Raw genomic sequence first — 19,176 nt, 5'->3', positions numbered from 1 at the left:
GCGGCTTTCCTAGCTTTCCGGGTTGGCGGCGATCTCCTCGCGGCGGCGCGCGACATAGGCGTCGAGCTCTTCGCGGATCGCGGGGTCCATCACCGGCTCCTCGTAGTCGTGCAGGGCCTGCTGCCAGAGCTCGGTCGCCCGCTCCAGCGCATCCTTGCCGCCCGCTTCTTGCCACGCGCCATGGTTCTGCCAGTTGGAAAGCATCGGCTGGTAGAAGGCAGTGGTGTAGCGCGACATGGTGTGCTCGGCGCCAAAGAAATGGCCGCCGGCCGGCACCGACTTGATCGCCTCGAAGCCGAGATCGTCCTCCTGGAACGGCAATGGCCGCAGGAACTCCATCATGTTCTGCAGGATCTCGACGTCGAGCACGAGTTTCTCGTAGGACGCCGTCAGCCCGCCCTCCAGCCAGCCGGCCGCGTGATAGATCAGGTTGGCGCCGCCGAGAACCGCGCCCCAGGTTGCCATCTCGGTCTCATAGGCCGCCTGCAGGTCGACCACGTTGGAGGCGTTCGCGTTGGAGGTGCGGTAGGGCAGGTTGTAGCGCCGCGCGAGTTGTCCGGCGATGATGTTGGCCTTGGCGTTCTCCGGCGTGCCGAAAGCCGGCGCGCCCGACTTCATGTCGACATTGGAGGTGAAGGCGCCATACATCACCGGCGTGCCGGGATTGACGAGCTGCGTCAGCACGACGCCGAACAGCGCTTCGGCGTTCTGCTGGCAGAGTGCTGCGGCTAACGTCACCGGCGTCATCGCGCCCATCAGCGTGAAGGGCGTGACGGTCACCGGCTGGCCGTGCTCAGCCATGGCGATCAGGCCTTCGGCCATCGCGTCGTCGAACAGCCGAGGCGAGTTGATCGAAATAATGGTGGTCACGCCGGGCGAAGTCCGCATCTCCTCGACGCTGATGCCGCGGGCGATCGCCATCATGTTGATGCCGTCCATTGCCCTGGCGCGGCCGATCGCGGTGCAGTGGAAGGAGAGGTCGCTGAGCGTCAGATTGGCGTGGTAAGTGTCGAGGTGACGCGCATTGGCCGGCAGTTCCATCGGCGCCACCACCTGGTTGCCGATGATGTGGATGGCGTTGAAGTGGTGCGCCAGCCGGATGAAGTTCTGGTAGTCGGGAAGATTGCCCTGGCGGCGGCCATTGATGCGGTCATGCACGTTGGGCGGGCCGGCGACCAGCCCGAAAACCAGCGAATTGCCGCCGAGATGGACCTGCTTTTCCGGGTTGCGGCTGGTCAGCGTGAAGGACGACGGCACGTTGCGCAGGGCCTCGGTCACCAGGCTTTCATCGATCCTGATGGTCCTTTCCTCGCGATCGACGATGGCGCCGGCAGCGGCGAACAGGTCCATCACCTTCTCGCTCATGACGCGGATGCCGAGCTCCGACAGGATGCGCATCGAGGTCTTGTGCAGCTGTTCCATGCGCTCTTCGTCGAGAAGCTGCATGGGCGGGTAGGGGTTTTTCACGCTCTGCCAAGGCAGTTGCGCGATGCCACCACCGCTGCGCCCGAGTTTCGATCGGCGACCGCCGCCACGCCTGTCCTGTGACATAAGTTTGTTCCCTTCCGGCTTCAGTACCCGCGTTCCGGATTGACCACGTTTTCCAGCGGCTGGCCTTTGCGGTAGCGCGCCAGATTGTCGGCGAACATGCGCACCGACTTGATGTCCCAGCCGTCATAGACCGCCGCGCAATGCGGCGTGACGGCGACGTTCTCGTAAGCCCAGAGCGGATGCCCGGCCGGCAGCGGCTCGGTGGCGAAGACATCGAGCGCCGCGCCCTTGATCCGCCCGCTGTCGAGCGCGTTGAGCAGTGCGGCTTCCTCGACGACGCCGCCGCGCGAAATGTCGATCAGCACGGCGGACGGCTTCATGGCGGCAAAGGCGGCCTCGCCAAGCAAGCCGCGCGTTGTGGGCAGCAATGGCACGCAGCAGACGATGAAATCGGCACGGCCGATCAATACCAGCAGCGCATCGGGGCCATGCACCTCGTCGAGCGCGGGCATCGGCTTCGGCCGCGCGCGGATGCCGAGCGTGCGCATGCCCATTGCCTGAGCGCGGCGCGCGACGGCCTCGCCGGTCTTGCCGAGACCGAGGATGAGGACTGTCTTGCCCTCGATCGGCTCGACGCGGCCGCCGCCCCATTGGCGGGCCTGCTGCAGGCGCTCGAAACCGCGCAGGTCGAGCGAGAAGGACAGCATTGCGCCGAGCGCATATTCGGCCAGCATGCCGGCCGCGACGCCGGCTGAATTCGTGACGGTCACGTGCGCAGGATCCCAACGCCCGAGATGGTCGGTGCCTGAGCCGCCGATCGACACCCATTTCACCGTCGGGCTCTCGACGAGCGCCTGGCGCGGATAGCGCGGCGTGCCGTCGAAACGGATCGAATAGACCACTTCCGCGGCGGTCCGCTCGATCAGCGCGGGAAGGCCGGCATAAGTGTCGCAGGCATGGATATCGAGGTCCGGATGCGTTTCGGCGAGCACGGCAAGCGCGCCGGCCGGCTTGTCGGTGTGCAAGATGACGGTTGGGCGCGCCGACATCGCGACCTCACTTGCGGCCGATGTGGTCGGCGGCGCTGCCGAGGGCGGCAAGCAGCGCCTGGCCGTTTTCCAGCGTCGCATTCTCATGCGGCGCGCGCAGGTTCAGCCAGCGCCGGTCGCCGGACCTGACCGCAAGCACCGCCTTCATCGCCGGGATCAGCCCGGCATCCTGGATCACCTTCCGGAACGCCTTGATGGCGGCATCCGCTTCGGCGACGTCCTCGCCCTTCCGGGCCGCATCATAGAGGCGGCGGATGGCGGCGGCGTTGAGATTGACGGTCGCCGAAATACAGCCTGCCGCGCCGCTCGCCAGACCCTTGGTGAGCTGCGCCTCGGAACTCGGAAAGACCGAAATACCGGGCGCGGCGGCGATGACGGCGGCCGTGTTGTTCCAGTCGCCGGCGCTGTCCTTGTAGGCGACGACCGTGTCCGGAAAGGCCTTGCTCAGCTTTGCCGTCAGCGCTGGGCTGACCGGCACGCCCGAGTTCTGCGGGATGTGATAGAGGATCACGCGCATCGAAGGTTTTGCCACCTTCTCGATCAGCTCGCTGTAGTAGCGCGCCTGACCGTTGTCGCCGGCGCCGGTGTAGAAGAAGGATGGCAGCACCATGACCGCAGCGCAGCCGAGGCCAACGGCATGGGCCGATAATTCGACCGTTTCCGGCAGCGCGGTGACGCCGGTGCCGGGCATCAGCCGGTCCGGCGCGATGCCGGCCTCGACCAGCCATTCCAGCGCTTGCATGCGCTCACGCAGCGAAACCGAGAGCGCTTCGCCCGTCGTGCCGAAGGGCGACAGGAAATGCGCGCCCTGGCCGAGCACCCATTTGGCATGAGAAATCCAGAGATCGCGCGCGATGCGGCCGTCGTCTTCGAACGGCGTCAGGATCGGGGCGATGGTTCCTTGGGGGCGAGTCATGAATGTCCTCTATGCTGGTCTGTGTGGCCGGCCATCGCTGCGACGGCGCGGGCGAAGTAGGCCGAGGCGGTGATGTCGAAGAGTATGTCGAAACCTGCCGGCGAACGGAACGTCACGGCCTCGATATGGCCGACGCGCGTCTGCGCGATATCCTCGGCGCCGAATTTTTCGGCCCTCAGGTCCAGCGCGCAAAGTCCGCTCATCGCTTCGGCAAAGCGAGGACCGGAAAGGCGCATCCACGCCCAGCCTTCCTCGCGCCATGAGGAGTAGCCTTTCGGCGCTGCCGCGACACGCCAAGTGTTTTTGAAGTCGGCGACCGTCTCGCCGGCGTCCTCGGCGAGAAGCAGGATGTCCTCGTTGCCGAGGCGCAAGACCCGCATGCCGCGGTGGTCGCCGATGCGATTGACGGCCGGGAGCGGAATCCCTTGCGCGGCGAGCCAGGCGGCGCTGCCGCCGCCTTTCAGGCCGAAGCGCGGCTTGTCTGTAAGATCGCTCAGCGCGACCGCGCCGGAAATCAGCTTCGTGCCGTCGGCCGCGCCGCCGGGCATGAAGGGGTAGACGCGTGTCGCGGTGCCGGCGGCCATCTAGATCTCCTGCCGCGCGTTGGTCGAGTCGAAGAAAGCGTGAGCGACGACCGGGGCCTCGACCAGCTCGCCATTGCGGCACTTCACCGTCACGCGACTGCCTTCCGCCTGGTCGTCGACATGGACATAGGCGAGCGCGATATGAGCCTCAAGCGACGGCGAGTATCCGACCGATGTGATCTGGCCGACAGGGGCGCCGCCGCGCAGCACCAGGCAGCTCTCGCCGGGAATGTTGCGACTGCCGGCGGGGAATTGCAGGCCGACCAGCTTGCGGGTCTGCCCGAGCCTTGCGCGCATCTCGATGGAGCGCTTGCCGACGAAGAACGGCTTCTTCTTCGAGACCGCCCAGCCGAAGCCCAGCTCGTCGGGCGTGGTGATCGCATCCGTGTCCTGGCCGATCAGGATATGGCCTTTCTCCAGGCGCAATATGCGCGACGCCTCCAGCCCATAGGGACGCAGGCCGTGCGCTCTGCCCGCCGCCATCACCGCGTCCCAGAGGCTGGGCGCCAGGCTCGAAGGGCAATGCAATTCGTAGCTTAGCTCGCCCGTGAAGCCGATGCGCATGACCCGCACCGGGACGCTGGCGATGGTGCCGTCGCGGCCGCTGAGATAAGGGAAGGCGTCGCGGCTGAAATCGATGTCGCTGTCCAGCGCTCCCAGCACCTGGCGTGCCTTGGGCCCGGTGACGTTGAGGCCTGAGAATGCGCCGGTGAGGTTGAGCACATCGACCTTCAGGCGCCACTCGGCGTTCCAGAAAAGCATGTCGGTATAGACGCGCGCGACGGCCCCGGTGGTCGCCGTCACATAGAACCGGTCCTCAGCCATCCGGTAGGCGACGCCGTCGTCGATCACCGAGCCCATCTCGTTGAGCATCAGGCAGTAGCGGACGCGGCCGGTGGGCTGGTTGGCATGCGCCATCGTGTAGAGGCGGTCGAGAAATTCACCGGCGTCCGGCCCACGGATCTCCAGCTTGCCGAGCGTCGAGACGTCGAGCAGGCCGACGCCTTCGCGCACGGCGAGGATTTCCTCGCGGACCGCTTCCTCAGCACCGCCTGCGTCACCATAGTAATAAGGCCGCCACCATGCGCCGACCGGTTTCATCGCAGCCTTCAGCGCGACGTGCCGCGCATGCAGCGCGGTGCGGCGCTCCAGCACCTCGTGGTGGCCGGCGAGCACGCCGAGCGTTTCCGGCCCGACCGGAGGACGCGCCGTGGTGATGCCGATCTCGCCGACAGTCCTACCGGTTGCCTCGGCGACGATACGGGCCGTCGCCAGGGCCGAATGACGTCCCTGGCTCGGGCCCATGCCGACGGTGGTGAAGCGCTTGACCAGCTCGATCTCGCGATAGCCGTCCTTGGTCGCGTTCTGCAGGTCCTTGACCTGGAGGTCCTCGTCAAAATCGACGAAGTCGCGTCCCTTGGGATCGGCGGCGATCGGCTGCACATAGCGCGGCCGAACGCTCTTCGGCGTGACCGGAGGTTCTGCCGCCACAGCATGGCCGATCCGCGAAAGCGCGGTTGCAGCCGCATGCCGGCCGCTGGCGATTGCGTCCTGCAACTCGTCCGTTCCGGCAACGGCGCCGGCGAGTTGGACGGGACCTTCCGGGAGCATGATCGTCATCGTTTGCGTGCCGGCATCGTAGCCGACCTTGCCGCCGGCCTGACACGGCAATTGCCATGCCGGCGCCTGGCCGGTCGAAACAGCCAGCAGGTCGCAGGCGATCCAGCTTCCGCCGACACGGACGCGGGCAAGATGGCGGTTTCCGGCCATGCCTTCCGCCGCCTCGACAGTTGCGCCTTTCCGGATGGCGACACCCTTGCCGCGGAGTTCGGCCTCCAGCGGGCCGGCATCGCCGACCGGTCTCGGATCGACGAGCTCGACGACCGATACGCCTGCGTCCAGCAGATCGAGCGCCGTCCGGTAGCCGTCTTCATTCGCGGCCAGCACCACGGCGCTGTGACCGGGCCGCACGCCATAGTACCGGATCAGCCGCTGGGCAGCGCCGCCGAGCATGATTCCCGGCAGGTCGTTGTTGCGGAAGACAGCCGGCTGCTCGATGGCGCCGGTCGCCAGGATCACCTCGCGGGCACGCGTGCGATGAAGCCGATTGCCCTCGATCAGCGGCAGCCAGTTGTCTTCGTACCAGCCATTGCAGACGGTGCCGGTCAGCACGTTGAGATTGGGCAGCGCCTCTAGCCGCGATGACAGGCCGGAGAGGATGGCTGGATCGTAGCGGCCGTAGCTCAACGAGCCGCCGACCTCGGGATTCTCGTCACACAGCACCACATCGGCTCCGGCCTCCGCTGCGGCAATCGCGGCGCTCAGTCCTGCCGGACCGGCGCCGACGACGAGCACATCGCAATGCAGGTGCGTCTTGTCGAAATGCCGATGCGGAGCCTTGGTGTCGACCACGCCCAGGCCTGCCTTGCGGCGGATGATCGGCTCCCAGAATTTCAGCCAGCTGTCGCGGCGCGGACCCATGAAGGTGCGGTAGTAGAAGCCGACCGGCAGGAAGCGGCCGAACCTGTCGATCACGGCGTCGCGGTCGCGTTCGAGCGAGCCGTTGACGTTCTGAGCGCTGACCCGCAGCCCTTCGCTGATCGGCGTGCGCTCGGCGGCGACGTTCGGCTCTGACGGCAGTTGCACCAGCGCGTTGGCGTCGGCTCCGGTCATCGACAGGATGCCGCGCGGGCGGTGATATTTGAACGAGCGCGACAGTACCCATTGACCGGAAGCGGCGAGCGCGCTGGCGATGCTGTCGCCTTCGTAACCCTCGAAGGGCTTGCCCTCGAAGGTGAAGCGGATGCGGCGGCTTCGATCGATCCGGCTTCCGAAAGGGGCGGGCAGCCGGTTCATGCGCGGTCCCGCTGCTCGGAAGGGTCGAAGGTGCGGATGATCTCGTTGCTGACGAGATCGCGCTCGGCCAGGAAGAAATAGTTGCTCGGCACGTGTCGCCACCACTCGACCACGATGCCTTTACGGTTTTCGGCGCGGAACAGGTGCCGCGACCATTCCCTGTCTGCGGTGTCATTCGGATCCGGCCTCGCGCGCACCGGTCCGAAGGACTGGAACTCGTCGATGTTGCGCGGGCCATTCATCGGGCAGGTCAAAAGCTTCATCGTCAATGGCTTGCCGCGGTCGCGCCCATTTCATTGAGCAGCTGGAAGGTCTCGAACCGCTCCAATGCAAATGGCTTCAGGATGTCGGGCACACGGCCTTCGGCGATGGTTTGGGCCATGCGCTTTCCAGCGACCGGCGTCGCCTTGAAGCCCCAGGTGCCCCAGCCGCAGTCGAGCCACAGATTGCCGAGCGGGCTCGCGCCCATGATCGGGCTGTAGTCCGGCGTCATGTCGGTGATGCCGGCCCATTGCCTCAGCAGCCGCACGCCCTGCAGGAAGGGGAAGAGGTGGACGGCACCTTCGGCGAGGTGCTCCTTCATGTCTAGTGTCGAGCGCGTCGAATAGAGCTGGTAGGGATCGGAGCCGCCGCCGATGACGACCTCGCCGCGCGAGGACTGCACGAGGTAGGTGTGCAGTGACACCGACGAGACCAGCGTGTCGAGCCAGGGTTTCAGGGGCTGGGTCACCATCGCCTGCAGCGGATAGCAGCGGATGGGAAGCTCGACGCCTGCCATCAGCGCAACGTCGTAGTTCATGCCGCCGGTGGCGATCAGTACCTGGCCGCAGGCGATGCGCCCCCTGTTCGTCTTGACCGCCTGAATACGGTCGCCGACGACGTCGAAGCCTTGCACCTCGGTACGCTGGTGGATTTCGACGCCGCGCCGCGACGCCTGGGCGGCGTAGCCCCAGGCGACGGCGTCGTGGCGGGCCGTTCCGCCGTCGGCATGCCAGAGCCCGCCGAGGATTTCGAGCGGGCCGCCATAGTCCATATTCAGCAGCGGACAGAGCTCCTCGACGCCCTTCTGGTCGACGACCTCGGTTCGCGTGCCCATATGCTTGCCCATTTCGGCGCGCATGTGGAAACTGCGCATCGTCGCCTCGCTATGCGCTAGCGTGAGCTGGCCGCGCTGCGAGAACATGACGTTGAAGTCGAGCTCTTGCGACAGGCGCTCGAACAGTTCGACGCCCTCCTTGTAGAAGGCGATGCCTTCAGGCGTGATGTAGTTGGAGCGGATGGTGGTGGTGTTGCGCGCCGTGTTGCCGCCGGCGAGGTAGCCTTTCTCCAGCACCGCAACGCTCTTTATGCCGTGATATTTGGCAAGATGATGCGCGCAGGACAGTCCATGCCCGCCGCCGCCGATGATGACGACGTCGTAGGCCGGCTTCAGCTCGGGTGTGGCGGGGATGTCGCCGCTGACCGGATAGTCCCTGCTGAGACCGTATTTCAGAAGCCTGAGGGGCATTGCACGGCTCAGCTCAAAGTCTTGGGAGGATCGTAGAGCAGCGCCGAGAGATCGGAGAAGCGGCTGTCGCGGTCGTGGAGCGAGAGCACCGCGTCACGGATCGCCGCGGCGCGATCGGTTCCGAGCACTGGTGCGGCGAACTCCATGTATTTGGCCTCGACGTCCAGCGCCGTCATCGGCGCCTCAGGGCCGCCGCGCGCATGCACGTCGCCCGACGCCAGCACGCGTCCGTCCGTCGTCGTGATGACGACATCCGCCCAGCGTCCGGCCGGGAAGCGCGCGCTGTGGCGCTCGCTTTCGGTCACGGTGATGCGGGTGAGCATGTCGGCGACCGCGGCGTCGGCGAGCCCGGCGCCGGAAATATGCTCCAGTCCGATGCGCCCATGGATGATGAAGGTAGCGACGGCGAAGCGCAGGCTGTACTGCGCCTTCGAAGTCGTGTCCGGCATGCCGTCGAACAGCGTGGCCGCATAATGGAAGCTGTTGACCTGGACGCGGGCGATGTCGAACGGAGCGAGATTGTGCGCCTGGCAGAGCCGGCGCACCGCGTCGATCGCCGCATGCGCCCAGCGGCAGATCGGGTAGGGTTTTACATATTGGTGCAGCACCTGCCAGAAGACGCCGAGATCCTGCCAATGCGTCGCGACGTCAGGCGCCTCCACCGTGATCGCCGGCGCTCCGGTGAAGCCGCGTTCGGCGAGCACCGCTGCCGAAAGGCCGATGAGAGCGCCGGGACCGGAGCCGTCATGCAGCATCGTCGGCGTGGCGATCTCGCGCATCATCTGGCTGCGCGGGCCGTGATACTCGGCAATGCCGAGCGCCTCGCGCAATTGCGTTTCGTCGAGCCGCCGCAGGCGTGCCGCGACGGCGGCCACGCCCAAGGCATTCCACGCGCCCGAGGTATGGTAGTCGCTCACCGTCGCATGCAAGGCGATGCCGGCCCGGCCGGCGACTTCGTAGCCGATCACCAGGGACGCCAGCGCCTCCGGCCCGGTAAGGTCGGGCCTCGCTTCCGCGAGCGCGGCAAGCGCCGGCACGACCGCGACGCCGATATGGCCCTTGGTCGGGCTGTAGCCATCGTGGCCATCGAGATTATCGGTCTGCGTGGCAACCGCGTAGGCCGCGCCGGCAATGCTGGCGCGGCGTCCGTCGAACAGCATGCGGGCCGAATATTGCGGATCGCTTGAACCATAGAGCAGCACGGCGGCGTCGCGCGCGATCCGGCCCGCGTCCATCGGCCCGGCCGCGATGGCGATGCCGAGTGTGTCGAGCAGGAGGTAGCGCGCCTGTGCCAGCACCGGTTGGGGAAAGACGGAAGCGGGGCGCCGCAGCACGAAATCGGCGAGGCGCGTGAACGTATCGGAACTGACGACAGGCCCCTCACGCCGGTATGACGGCACAGCCACGCGCTTATCTCCCCTGTCTCTCCACAACATCAATAAATTGGGTTCATCGCGCAAGCACGCGATTAGTTTGGCGGCTTTGACCAAAAATATTGATGCCATGTCGCTTGTCTGCGATTGAATGGCCGGCTGCCCATGCGATAGCTATGGCGCTTCTAGAGCAGGAGACCCGGATGAAGCCGCCGCCCCCCTTGAATTATATCCGCTCGTTCGAGAGTTCGGCCCGCCATTTGAGCTTCACCATGGCGGCCAAGGAACTGGGCTACACGCAAGCGGCGGTCAGCACGCATGTGCGTGCCCTTGAACATTATATCGGCCGGCAGCTGTTCATTCGCTATCCGCGCAGTCTGAAGCTGACCGAGATGGGGGAGGCGTTCCTGCCAACCTTGCGCCAGGCGCTCGACCAGATCGACCAGGCGACCGAGGCGATCGTCGCGTCCTCGCGCAACCGCACGGTGGTCGTTTCCTGCCCGATGAGCCTTGCCGAGAACTGGCTGGCCGGCTGCATGGCCGCCTTCCGCAAGAAGCACCCCGAGATCGAGATCGTGCTGCACGGCACGATCTGGGAAGACTTGAGCGAGCAGATCGCCGACATCACCATCTCAACGCGGCGCTTCGACGACAGGCCGCCTTCGGCAATCCCGCTCTGGAACGACGAACTGGTCCTGCTTTGCGCTCCCGCCGTGCTCGAGGGCGAGCATGCGCTGAAGACGCCGCAGGATATGCTCAAGGTGGACTGGATCTTCGTGCATGGCCGCCAGGAATATTGGCAGGTGGTGACCGATGCGCTCGGCGTCGACCTGGAGGACCACGACAAGGGCCTGTCGACCAATGCTTCCAACATCGCGCTCGAGCTTGCCGCCATGGGGGCCGGCCTCGTCGCCACGCAGCGCTCGCTCGCGCATGCCTATATGCGCCGCGGGCTGCTCGTCGAGCCGTTTCCGGTCCGGCCGCCAAGCCCCTGGAATTACTATCTGACCGAGAGCCAGCTTTCGAAGGGGAACATCGCGCGCACGGTCAAGGAATGGATCCTGTCCAGGGCCAGGGAAGACGCTGCCTGAACGCGGCAGCGTCATCGCCTTCAAAAATTTGACGGGCCAATGGCATTGTTTTTTTAGGCCTTTAAGGCCGGCTTTCTGCGGTTTGTGAAAGGCCGAGCCCTTCCGGGATTTTTGCATCGCCCCTAACATGCGTATCCGCAAGGGGAATGTAACGGGCGGAAAAGCCCTGAACCGGAGAACAACGATGACAATGTTCAAGAGCAACGGTGACCGCGTCCCGACGGTCATCGAAAGCTACGCAGCCGAAGTCAAAAGCGGCCAGATGGACCGCCGCGAATTCCTGGCCATGGCGAGCGTGATGGGCGCTTCCACGGCGCTCGCCTACTCGATGGCGGGGATCGAGCCGGCCAAGGCCGCGGCGATCGTGCCCGGCAAGAAGGGCGGCATCCTGAAGATGCAGATGATCATCAAGGACATGAAGGATCCGCGCGCCTGGGACTGGTCGGAAATCGCCAACGTCATGCGCCAGTGCAACGACTACATGATCCGCTACACCACCGACTTCACCTTCGAGGGCCATCTGGTCGAGAGTTGGGAGGTGAGCGACGACGCCACCGAATACACGCTGCATCTGCGCAAGGGCGTGAAATGGTCGAATGGCGACGACTTCAACGCCGACGACATCGTCCATAATATCGAACGCTGGTGCGATAAGGCGGCCGAGGGTAATTCGATGGCCGGCCGCATGGGCTCGCTGATCGATCCCGCCACCAAGAAGGCCGCCGCCGGCGCCATCGCCAAGCTCGACGACCACACGGTGAAGCTGAAATGCAACCAGTCGGACGTCACCATCATCCCGGGCTTCTCCGATTATCCGGCGGTCATCGTCCATCGGGACTTCGACAAGAACGGCGCCGACATGCTCAAGACGCCCGGCACCGGCCCGTATGAACTGATCTCCTACAAGGTCGGCGAGTCGGCTTCGGTGCGGCGGCGCAAGGATTTCACCTGGTTCGGCGGCGAGCCCTATCTCGATGGCGTCGACTGGACCGACTACGGCTCGGATGCGTCCAACCCCGCCATCGGCAGCGCCTTCGAGGCCGGCGAGATCGATTGCAACTACCAGACCGTCGGCGGCACCGTCGACCTCTATGACAGCATGGGCCTGGTCAAGGAGCAGGTGGTCACCGCCGGCACGATCGTGCTGCGCACCAACGTGACCAACAAGCCCTACGACGACAAGCGGGTGCGCAACGCCATCCAGCTCGCCGTCGACAACGAGACCGTGCTGAAGCTCGGCTATAGCGGCCTCGGGCAAGTTGCCGAGAACCACCATGTCTGCCCGATCCATCCGGAATATTACGCGCTGCCCAAAATCCCGCGCGACTTGGCGAAGGCCAAGGCGCTGATGGCCGAGGCCGGCCAGACGGACCACGAGTTCGAGCTCATTTCGTATGACGCCGACTATGTGAAGGATCCGGCCGACGTCGTTGCCGCGCAGATGCGCGACGCTGGATTCAAGGTCAAGCGCACCATCATTCCAGGCTCCTCGTTCTGGAACGACTGGACGAAATATCCCTGGTCGACCACCGACTGGGGCATGCGGCCGCTAGGCGTCCAGGTGCTGGCGATCGCCTATCGCAGCGGCGAGGCGTGGAACGAGTCCGGCTACGCCAATCCCGACTTCGACAAGAAGCTCAACGAGGCGATGGCCATCGCCGACCCCGAGAAGCGCAAGGAACTGATGAAGGACGTCGAGTTCATCCTGCAGGACTCAGGCATCCTCGTCCAGGCGTTCTGGCGCTCGCTCTACCGTCACCACGCCGCTTATGTGAAGAACCTTGGCATGCATCAGACGTTTGAACTGCAGCTGGACAAGGTCTGGCTGGACAAGGCCTGAAGCAGTCAATCGCGACAAGTATCTCAGGGGCGTGTTGCGCCCCTGAATTCGCTGGCGACTGTGATTGCCCAGTCGGCTAAACCAACTCGCAGAGCGTTTCGAAAGAACGCGAGACAAGTCGCCGAACAAAGGGAAGAAACCTCGATATGCGTACTCATGCACAAGCCGTTGTCATTGGCGGCGGTCTGATCGGCTGCTCGATCCTCTATCATCTTGCCAAGTTCGGCTGGACGGATGTGGTCCTCCTGGAGCGCAGCGAGCTGACTTCCGGTTCGACCTGGCACGCGGCCGCCAACATCCACGGCCTGCATGATTCAACCAACATCAGCCGCCTGCAGCATTACACGATGGCGCTCTACAAGGAGTTGGAGGCCGAGACCGGCCAGGGCTGCGGCATCTTCCAGCCGGGCTCGCTCTATCTCGCCCAAACGGAGGCGCGCGAGCATCAGCTGAGGCTGCAGGAAGCCAAGGCGCGGCGCTACAAGATGAATTTCTACGAAGTCGGCCGCGATGAAGCCGAGCGGCTGCATCCGCTGGTCGATTTCGACGGCATTCGCTGCATCATGTATGAGCCGGAGGGCGGCAATGTCGATCCGTCGGGGGTGACGGCGGCCTATGCCGCGGGTGCCCGCCAGCGCGGCGCCGAGATCCATCGCTTCACACCGGTCACGGCGACCGAGGCGCAAGCGGACGGCAGCTGGATCGTGCGCACGCCGAAGGGCGACATCCGCACGCAATGGGTGGTCAACGCCGCCGGCCTGTGGGGCAGGGAGGTCGCCGCCATGGCCGGGCTGCAATTGCCGCTGATCCCGACCGAGCACCAGTATTTCGTCACCGAGACCATTCCCGAGATCGCCGCGATGGGCCGGCGCCTGCCGTCGGTCGCCGATCGCGACGGCGAGTATTATCTGCGCCAGGAAGGCCTGGGGCTGCTCATCGGCGCCTATGAGCGCAACATGAAATTCTGGGCAGAGGACGGCACGCCGATGGATTTCGGCCACGAGCTGTTTCCCGACGACCTCGACCGCATCGAGGAAAACATGATGCGCGCCGTCCAGCGCGTCCCGGCCGCCGCTACCGCCGGCGTCAAGAAGGTGATCAACGGCCCGATGATCTGGTCGCCGGACAGCGCCGTGCTGTTCGGGCCGGTGCCGGAGCTCAGCAATTATTTCTGCTGCAACGGCATCATCCCGGGCTTCTCGCAATCGGGCGGCATGGGCAAGCTCGCGGCCGAATGGATGATCGAGGGCGAGCCGACGCTCGACATGTTCGGCTGGGACATGGCGCGCTTCGGCCATTGGGCCGGCAAGGCCTTCACCAAGGCCCGCGTGCAGGACCAGTACAGCCACCGTTTCAAGATCCATTTCCCGAACGAGGAGCGCGCCGCCGGCCGTCCGGTGCGGACCCGTCCGGTCTACGAGATGCAGAAGCAAATGGGCGCCGTGTTCGGCCTCAATTTCGGCTGGGAACATCCGCTGTGGTTCGCCGCGGAAGGCGAGCCGCGCGAGGAGACGATCGGCTTCACGCGCCAGAACTGGTGGGCGCCGGTCGGCCGCGAAGCCCGCATGCTGCGCGAACGTGCCGGCATCATCGACATCTCCAATTTCGCCAAATACGAGGTGAAGGGGCCGGACGCGGAAGCCTGGCTGAATGCGGTCTTCGCCAACCGCATGCCGACCAAGGTCGGCAACTCCTGCCTGACGCCGCTGATCGGCAAGCGTGGCGGCATCGCCGGCGACTTCACCGTGACGAGGCTGGCGGACGACGAGTTCATGGTGATCGGCTCGGGCATGGCCGAGCGCTTCCACCAGCGCTTCTTCAAGTCCGTGCCGCTGCCGGCGGGCACGACCTTCCGCTCGCGCACGGAGGAGCTTGGCGGCTTCAACGTCGCCGGGCCGAAATCGCGCGAATTGCTGCAGCGGCTGACCAATGACGATCTGTCGAACGAGGCCTTCCCGTTCATGCGCTCGCGCCAGATTGCGGTCGCCGGCGTCGATGTCGTGGCGCTGAGGGTCTCCTTCACCGGCGATCTTGGCTGGGAGCTGCATTGCCAGGCAGCCGATCAGGTCGAGCTCTATCGCGCGCTGCTCAAGGCAGGCGCGGAAGTCGGCGCCGGACCGGTCGGCTCGCGGGCACTGATGTCGCTGCGCGTCGAGAAGGGCTACGGCAGCTGGAGCCGGGAATATTCGCCGGAATACTGGCCGCAGGAGGTCAAGCTCGACAGGCTGATCAAGACGGACAAGGAATTCCTCAACCGCGAAGCCTATCTCGCCGTCGCCGACAAGCCGGCCCGGGACGAACTGATCATGCTTTCCGTCTCGGCCAAGGACGCCGACGCAACCGGCGGCGAGCCGATCTTCCTGCCGGACGGCACGCCGATCGGCCAAGTGTCGTCCGGCGCCTATGGCTATTTCGTCGATCAGTCGCTGGCGATGGGCTACGTCAAGGCGGGAACCGCCAAGGCGGGCGACAAGGTGACCGTCGCCATCCTCGGGCGGCCGCATGACGCGGTGCTGCTCGCGCATCCGCCGTTCGACCCGGAAGGCAAGCGGCTGCGGGCGTAGTGGCCGCTATTGCTTGAGAATTGGCCGGCGGCGACGTACCGCCGGCTCAGCCGCCGAACCGGTCCAGCCAATGGCGGGCGAGGTCGGAGCGGCGACAGACCCAGATGTCCGGATTGGACGTGACCTTGTCGAGGAAGCGCTCCAGCCCGATCATGCGACCCGGCCGCGCCGTCAGCCGGCAATGCAGCGACACCGTCATCATGCGCGGGGTCTTCTGGCCTTCCTTCAGAAGCCAGTCGACGCCGTCGCTGACATATTCGAAGAACTGGCTGCCCGTCTCCAGGCCCGAACCGCGCGAAAAACGGCTGTCGTTGTTGTCGAAGCTGTGTGGCACGACAAGGTGCCGCCTGGCGCCGACGTCGACGAAATAGGGCAGGTCGTCATTATAGTCGTCGCAGTCGAACAGGAAGCCGCCATGTTCGACCACCAGCCGCCTCGTGTTGAGGCTTGGCCGGCCGGTGTACCAGCCCTGCGGATCGATGCCGGTGACCTTGCGGACCGCATCCACCGTCATGGCTATATGCTGGCGCTCTTCCTCTTCGCTGAGCGGCGCGTAGTCGATCCAGCGCCAGCCATGGCAGACAATGTCGCTACCAAGTGCCGCGATCGCCTTGCCCGCGGCCGGGTTGAGCTCCAGCGCGCGCCCGACGACGTAGAAGGTCGGGATCACACCCTTGTCCTGGAACAGCGAGATCAGCCGCCAGACGCCGACGCGCGAACCGTACTCGTAAAGCGATTCCATGTTGCGGTTGCGCAGGCCGGGCGCGGCGGGCGCCACGGCAAGGTCGGACAGGATCGCTTCGGAGACGCCGTCGCCTTCGCCGATGCTGTATTCGGCGCCTTCCTCATAGTTGACGACGATGTTGAGCGCCAGTTTCGCGCCGCCGGGCCACTCAGCCTGCGGAGGCTGCTCGCCATAGCCGATGAAATCGCGGGCGGGCAGATACGGCATATGTGACGTCACGTCTTGAAAATCCCCTCGGATGGAGCCCTACCAGCATTGCCGGCCGCGCATGGCGGTCAGGGCGCGCAGCGTGCGGTCCATGACATCCTGCGGCCCGACCGTGATGCGCAGGCAGTCGGTCAGGCCGTAACCGGAGAGGCCGCGCGTGATGATATCGGCGCCGCGCAAAGCGTTGTCGGCGGTGGTGGCTGCCGCCGCGTCGGCAAAGCGGACCAGGACGAAATTCGTCCGGCTTTCGGGAACCTCGTATCCGGCGGCCCGCAAGCCCTGCGCGAAGCGGTCGCGGATATCGGCGGTGCGCGTCACGATGCCGCGCGTATAGGCCTGGTCCTCGACCGCCGCGACACCCATGGCGAGGCTCACCGTCGAGACCTGGTTGGAATTCTGCATCTTGCGCACTTCGGCGGCGACCTGCGGCGCGAACAGCCCCCAGCCGACGCGCGCGCCGGCCAGCCCGTAGGCCTTGGACAAGGTGCGCAGGACCACGGTGTCGCCGCGCCCGGCCAGCGCAAAGACGGCTTGCGGATCCTGGTCGTCGAATTCGCCATAGGCTTGGTCGATCACCAGGAGAACGTTGCCGGGCAGCGCCGCTCGCAGGCGCAGCAGCTCGGCGTTCTTGATGCGCGTGCCGGTCGGGTTGCCCGGGTTGCAGACGAAGACGATGCGCGTTGCCGGCGTGAGAGCCGCAACGATGGCATCGATCGAGACCTCGAAGCCGCGCTCCGCAGCCTTGACGTAGGTCGCCCCGACGCGCGCGGCCGCCGAGGCGGCGAAATTATAGGCATAGTCCGTGCCCAGCACTTGCGTGCCCGGACCGGCGAAGGCCGCTAAGGTGCAGGCGATCAGCTCCATCGAGCCCGCGCCGCACAGGACAAGATCGCGCTCGACTCCATAGGCCCTGGCGATCGCATCGCGCAGCAAGGTCCAGTCCGGGTCGGGATAAAGGTGGCTGCGCGCCACGGCGTCGCGGGCGGCCTCGATCGCCTGGGGGCTGGGCGGGAAGGCGCTCTCGTTCTGGGCCAGCGTCGGCCGGTCATACCCGCCGAAATTCGCCAGCGCGAAAGCGGACATGGCCTCGATATGGGCGGTGGCTTTCAGGGGCACGGTATACAGATCCGGCTATCGGCTTGTCGGCAAGGTTTTCCGCAATGAGGCTAAGGCAGGGCGGCCAACCCGCAAAGCAAAATTCGCCGGCACAATGACTATGGGAATTTGGCCCATGCGGGGTGTGGAGGCAGCGGCCGACTAGGCTCTCTTTTCTCGACTAGCGGAGCCAGCCAGCTTTTTTCGCTATCAGCACGATCGAGACCGTCATCAAAAGCACGATGAATGTCCAAATCACCATGTTTGCGGACAGGCGCCAGCGGCGACCTTGTCTCATGCGTTTTCGCCAACGATCGGCTTGATTGGCGCCCTCGTATTTTCCCAAGCTATCCCCACGGCCGCAGCCTATCGCAAGCAGGAGCGATTGTAGCTTGCTGCACGGAGGCGGAATAGTGGGGAGGAATGAGGCGGCCCAACTGGGCGCCTCGCGGGGTATTGGCCGCCGGTTCCGATTCCCCGCCATGCGCTGCTCAGTGTTTTAGCCAGAGATGGCTAGATGTCGTATCGGGGGACCAGCTTCGGCGATCGCAGTTCCTGGGCCATCTTTGCCGCTTGGAAGACCGTCATAAGAACGTAGGTCGTTTCACCTTCGGTCGAGTTTATGGCCAAGACCACGCGGCCAATCTCGTCGCTCATGGCGCACGACCAATCCTTGACTGCAATTGCCCGTTTTCCCGCCATGTGCCCCTGCCTTCCTTTCGGGAGGTTATTTGGCGTCGTGAAGACCAGCAATTTGGACTGAATGCCCATTCCGTTGGGCCTAACGTCGGTCTCTACCCTTGTTTGTCTTCAACTCATGAGCAATCGAAATGCCCGTCGTCGGATTGGCGAATTGCGGTGGCTAATGATCAAAGCCAGCGCTCCTGGATTCAGCAATCCGAGGCCGGCTGCAAAAGGAAAAGGTGCAGTGTCACCGTAATTCCCTCAGCCTCGCGTGCCGGCTCTTTCGTCCCGAAACGAGACACATCTGAGGCGAGTGTTGCCGCAGAGCTACAGCGCAGCATCTGGATTTTGTTCTACAAACGAGGTTGCGTAGGGTTTCCTGGACACGGCGGACCGTCTGGAACTAGGGGCGCAAGCATGAGGGAGATGGCCCGCCGGCTTCGGTCGGCGGGTCTTTCTTTAGCTATCGATCTCGAGTGGGCTTATGCCCCGGCTGCACATGCCAGATGACTTGGCGATTCGAGAGCGGCTTTGGGAACAGGGTGCAGGGCAAGACCGGCGCGCTGCCACCCGAGTGGCTCGCCAAGGAAGGGCGAAGAGATGCTGCGCCACGCCTCACTGCGGATTTCCGCGAAGATTAGCCGGATCACCGCTGAGAGAAATGGCTGGCGTGGAAAAGGTCCGCACCAAAACGATACGCAGGTGCGGACCCTGCTCTTTTCCGCTGAACGCGGGCTCAGGCGAGCCGTAGTTCCCGCGCCCGGAAGGATGTTAATGATTGCGCGCCCCGGAATATGCGTCACTTCCTTCATTGTGAGTATCTGATGCATCTTTCCGACGAAGCAGCCCGACAGCCTGTTGGGGTAGGAAGCGGACGGGCCGCCGGGCCTAACCGGCCAAGGGCTGGAGGCCGGCTGAGTCGTAGCGTAATATTAGCGGCTGCGCATAAAAACCCTGGGCTGCCATTTTCCCCAGTTTTAGCCGCTGTCAGAAGTGCGGCAGCCGAGAGTGGATGAGCGCGCAGCTATTTCACGCGACCGGTGAGCAGGCCCATACGATCCGCTTTCGGCGGCTTGTCGAAATCCGGCGGGAGAAGCGGGTGATCTGGCTCGATGAGTAAAGGACAGCAGGAGCGGCCCGGCAGGCTGGCAGCTGCCAGCAAACGCCGGGCCTA

14 protein-coding genes are annotated in these 19,176 nt (G+C 65.0%); 3 read left to right on the top strand and 11 right to left on the bottom strand.

Features of this window, described 5'->3' with window-relative positions:
• Positions 1 to 9 precede the first annotated feature (9 nt).
• The 8 genes from FJ414_RS28910 to FJ414_RS28875 are packed head-to-tail and all read right to left on the bottom strand — an operon-like array spanning position 10 to position 9,809.
• Positions 10 to 1,551: a trimethylamine methyltransferase family protein gene (locus tag FJ414_RS28910; protein WP_140647765.1), complete on the bottom strand. Its 1,542-nt coding sequence runs from the start codon at positions 1,549 to 1,551 to the stop codon at positions 10 to 12.
• Positions 1,552 to 1,571: 20 nt separating this feature from the next.
• Positions 1,572 to 2,540, bottom strand: coding sequence for a D-2-hydroxyacid dehydrogenase (locus FJ414_RS28905; RefSeq protein ID WP_140647764.1), 969 nt, complete (start codon positions 2,538 to 2,540; stop codon positions 1,572 to 1,574).
• Between the two features lie 7 nt (positions 2,541 to 2,547).
• Positions 2,548 to 3,456 carry a dihydrodipicolinate synthase family protein gene (locus FJ414_RS28900; protein WP_140647763.1) on the bottom strand — a complete coding sequence of 303 codons (909 nt, stop codon included), beginning with the start codon at positions 3,454 to 3,456 and terminating at the stop codon, positions 2,548 to 2,550.
• Positions 3,453 to 4,040: a sarcosine oxidase gene (locus tag FJ414_RS28895; RefSeq protein ID WP_140647762.1), complete on the bottom strand. Its 588-nt coding sequence runs from the start codon at positions 4,038 to 4,040 to the stop codon at positions 3,453 to 3,455. Before FJ414_RS28895 ends, FJ414_RS28900 begins: the two co-directional genes overlap by 4 nt.
• On the bottom strand, positions 4,041 to 6,896 hold the full coding sequence (locus tag FJ414_RS28890; RefSeq protein ID WP_140647761.1) for a 2Fe-2S iron-sulfur cluster-binding protein: 2,856 nt from the start codon (positions 6,894 to 6,896) through the stop codon (positions 4,041 to 4,043).
• Positions 6,893 to 7,159 (bottom strand): sarcosine oxidase subunit delta, encoded by a 267-nt coding sequence (locus tag FJ414_RS28885; protein WP_140647760.1) that lies wholly within the window; start codon positions 7,157 to 7,159, stop codon positions 6,893 to 6,895. Before FJ414_RS28885 ends, FJ414_RS28890 begins: the two co-directional genes overlap by 4 nt.
• 2 nt (positions 7,160 to 7,161) lie before the next feature.
• The gene (locus tag FJ414_RS28880; protein ID WP_140647759.1) at positions 7,162 to 8,403 is read right to left on the bottom strand and encodes an FAD-dependent oxidoreductase; all 1,242 of its coding nucleotides are present in this window, start codon (positions 8,401 to 8,403) and stop codon (positions 7,162 to 7,164) included.
• 8 nt (positions 8,404 to 8,411) lie between these two features.
• On the bottom strand, positions 8,412 to 9,809 hold the full coding sequence (locus FJ414_RS28875; RefSeq protein ID WP_246672525.1) for an MmgE/PrpD family protein: 1,398 nt from the start codon (positions 9,807 to 9,809) through the stop codon (positions 8,412 to 8,414).
• A 170-nt stretch (positions 9,810 to 9,979) separates the two neighbouring features.
• Between FJ414_RS28875 and FJ414_RS28870 the strand changes: the two genes are divergently transcribed.
• From FJ414_RS28870 to FJ414_RS28860, 3 genes are all read left to right on the top strand, one after another.
• Entirely contained in the window at positions 9,980 to 10,867 is an 888-nt protein-coding gene (locus tag FJ414_RS28870; RefSeq protein WP_140647758.1) for a LysR substrate-binding domain-containing protein, read from the top strand.
• A 184-nt stretch (positions 10,868 to 11,051) separates the two neighbouring features.
• Positions 11,052 to 12,707, top strand: a complete 1,656-nt coding sequence (locus FJ414_RS28865) for an ABC transporter substrate-binding protein (protein WP_140647757.1) — start codon at positions 11,052 to 11,054, stop codon at positions 12,705 to 12,707.
• Between the two features lie 146 nt (positions 12,708 to 12,853).
• Entirely contained in the window at positions 12,854 to 15,271 is a 2,418-nt protein-coding gene (locus FJ414_RS28860; RefSeq protein ID WP_140647756.1) for an FAD-dependent oxidoreductase, read from the top strand.
• Between the two features lie 46 nt (positions 15,272 to 15,317).
• On the opposite strand, the gene FJ414_RS28855 is transcribed toward FJ414_RS28860, so the two are convergent.
• The 3 genes from FJ414_RS28855 to FJ414_RS28845 form a co-directional block, all read right to left on the bottom strand.
• The gene (locus FJ414_RS28855) at positions 15,318 to 16,235 is read right to left on the bottom strand and encodes an allantoinase PuuE (RefSeq protein ID WP_246672524.1); all 918 of its coding nucleotides are present in this window, start codon (positions 16,233 to 16,235) and stop codon (positions 15,318 to 15,320) included.
• 27 nt (positions 16,236 to 16,262) lie between these two features.
• On the bottom strand, positions 16,263 to 17,339 hold the full coding sequence (locus FJ414_RS28850) for a histidinol-phosphate transaminase (protein ID WP_246672523.1): 1,077 nt from the start codon (positions 17,337 to 17,339) through the stop codon (positions 16,263 to 16,265).
• A gap of 492 nt (positions 17,340 to 17,831) precedes the next feature.
• A complete protein-coding gene (locus tag FJ414_RS28845; protein WP_181181747.1) occupies positions 17,832 to 18,089 on the bottom strand; it encodes a hypothetical protein in 258 nt (85 codons plus the stop codon).
• Positions 18,090 to 19,176 lie beyond the last annotated feature (1,087 nt).

Origin of the sequence: Mesorhizobium sp. B3-1-6 (assembly GCF_006439555.1) — a bacterium.
Classification (GTDB): Bacteria; Pseudomonadota; Alphaproteobacteria; order Rhizobiales; family Rhizobiaceae; genus Mesorhizobium.
The sequence above is the reverse complement of the archived record's forward strand: the minus strand, read 5'-3'. Positions and strand labels throughout refer to the sequence as shown.

What these genes read in the sequence shown, in the direction of transcription:
- FJ414_RS28895 (WP_140647762.1), bottom strand. Translation starts at nt 4,040, where the DNA reads ATGGCCGCCGGCACCGCGACACGCGTCTACCCCTTCATGCCCGGCGGC.
- FJ414_RS28865 (WP_140647757.1), top strand. Translation starts at nt 11,052, where the DNA reads ATGACAATGTTCAAGAGCAACGGTGACCGCGTCCCGACGGTCATCGAA.
- FJ414_RS28910 (WP_140647765.1), bottom strand. Translation starts at nt 1,551, where the DNA reads ATGTCACAGGACAGGCGTGGCGGCGGTCGCCGATCGAAACTCGGGCGC.
- FJ414_RS28905 (WP_140647764.1), bottom strand. Translation starts at nt 2,540, where the DNA reads ATGTCGGCGCGCCCAACCGTCATCTTGCACACCGACAAGCCGGCCGGC.
- FJ414_RS28860 (WP_140647756.1), top strand. Translation starts at nt 12,854, where the DNA reads ATGCGTACTCATGCACAAGCCGTTGTCATTGGCGGCGGTCTGATCGGC.
- FJ414_RS28900 (WP_140647763.1), bottom strand. Translation starts at nt 3,456, where the DNA reads ATGACTCGCCCCCAAGGAACCATCGCCCCGATCCTGACGCCGTTCGAA.
- FJ414_RS28885 (WP_140647760.1), bottom strand. Translation starts at nt 7,159, where the DNA reads ATGAAGCTTTTGACCTGCCCGATGAATGGCCCGCGCAACATCGACGAG.
- FJ414_RS28880 (WP_140647759.1), bottom strand. Translation starts at nt 8,403, where the DNA reads ATGCCCCTCAGGCTTCTGAAATACGGTCTCAGCAGGGACTATCCGGTC.
- FJ414_RS28870 (WP_140647758.1), top strand. Translation starts at nt 9,980, where the DNA reads ATGAAGCCGCCGCCCCCCTTGAATTATATCCGCTCGTTCGAGAGTTCG.
- FJ414_RS28890 (WP_140647761.1), bottom strand. Translation starts at nt 6,896, where the DNA reads ATGAACCGGCTGCCCGCCCCTTTCGGAAGCCGGATCGATCGAAGCCGC.
- FJ414_RS28845 (WP_181181747.1), bottom strand. Translation starts at nt 18,089, where the DNA reads ATGGGCATTCAGTCCAAATTGCTGGTCTTCACGACGCCAAATAACCTC.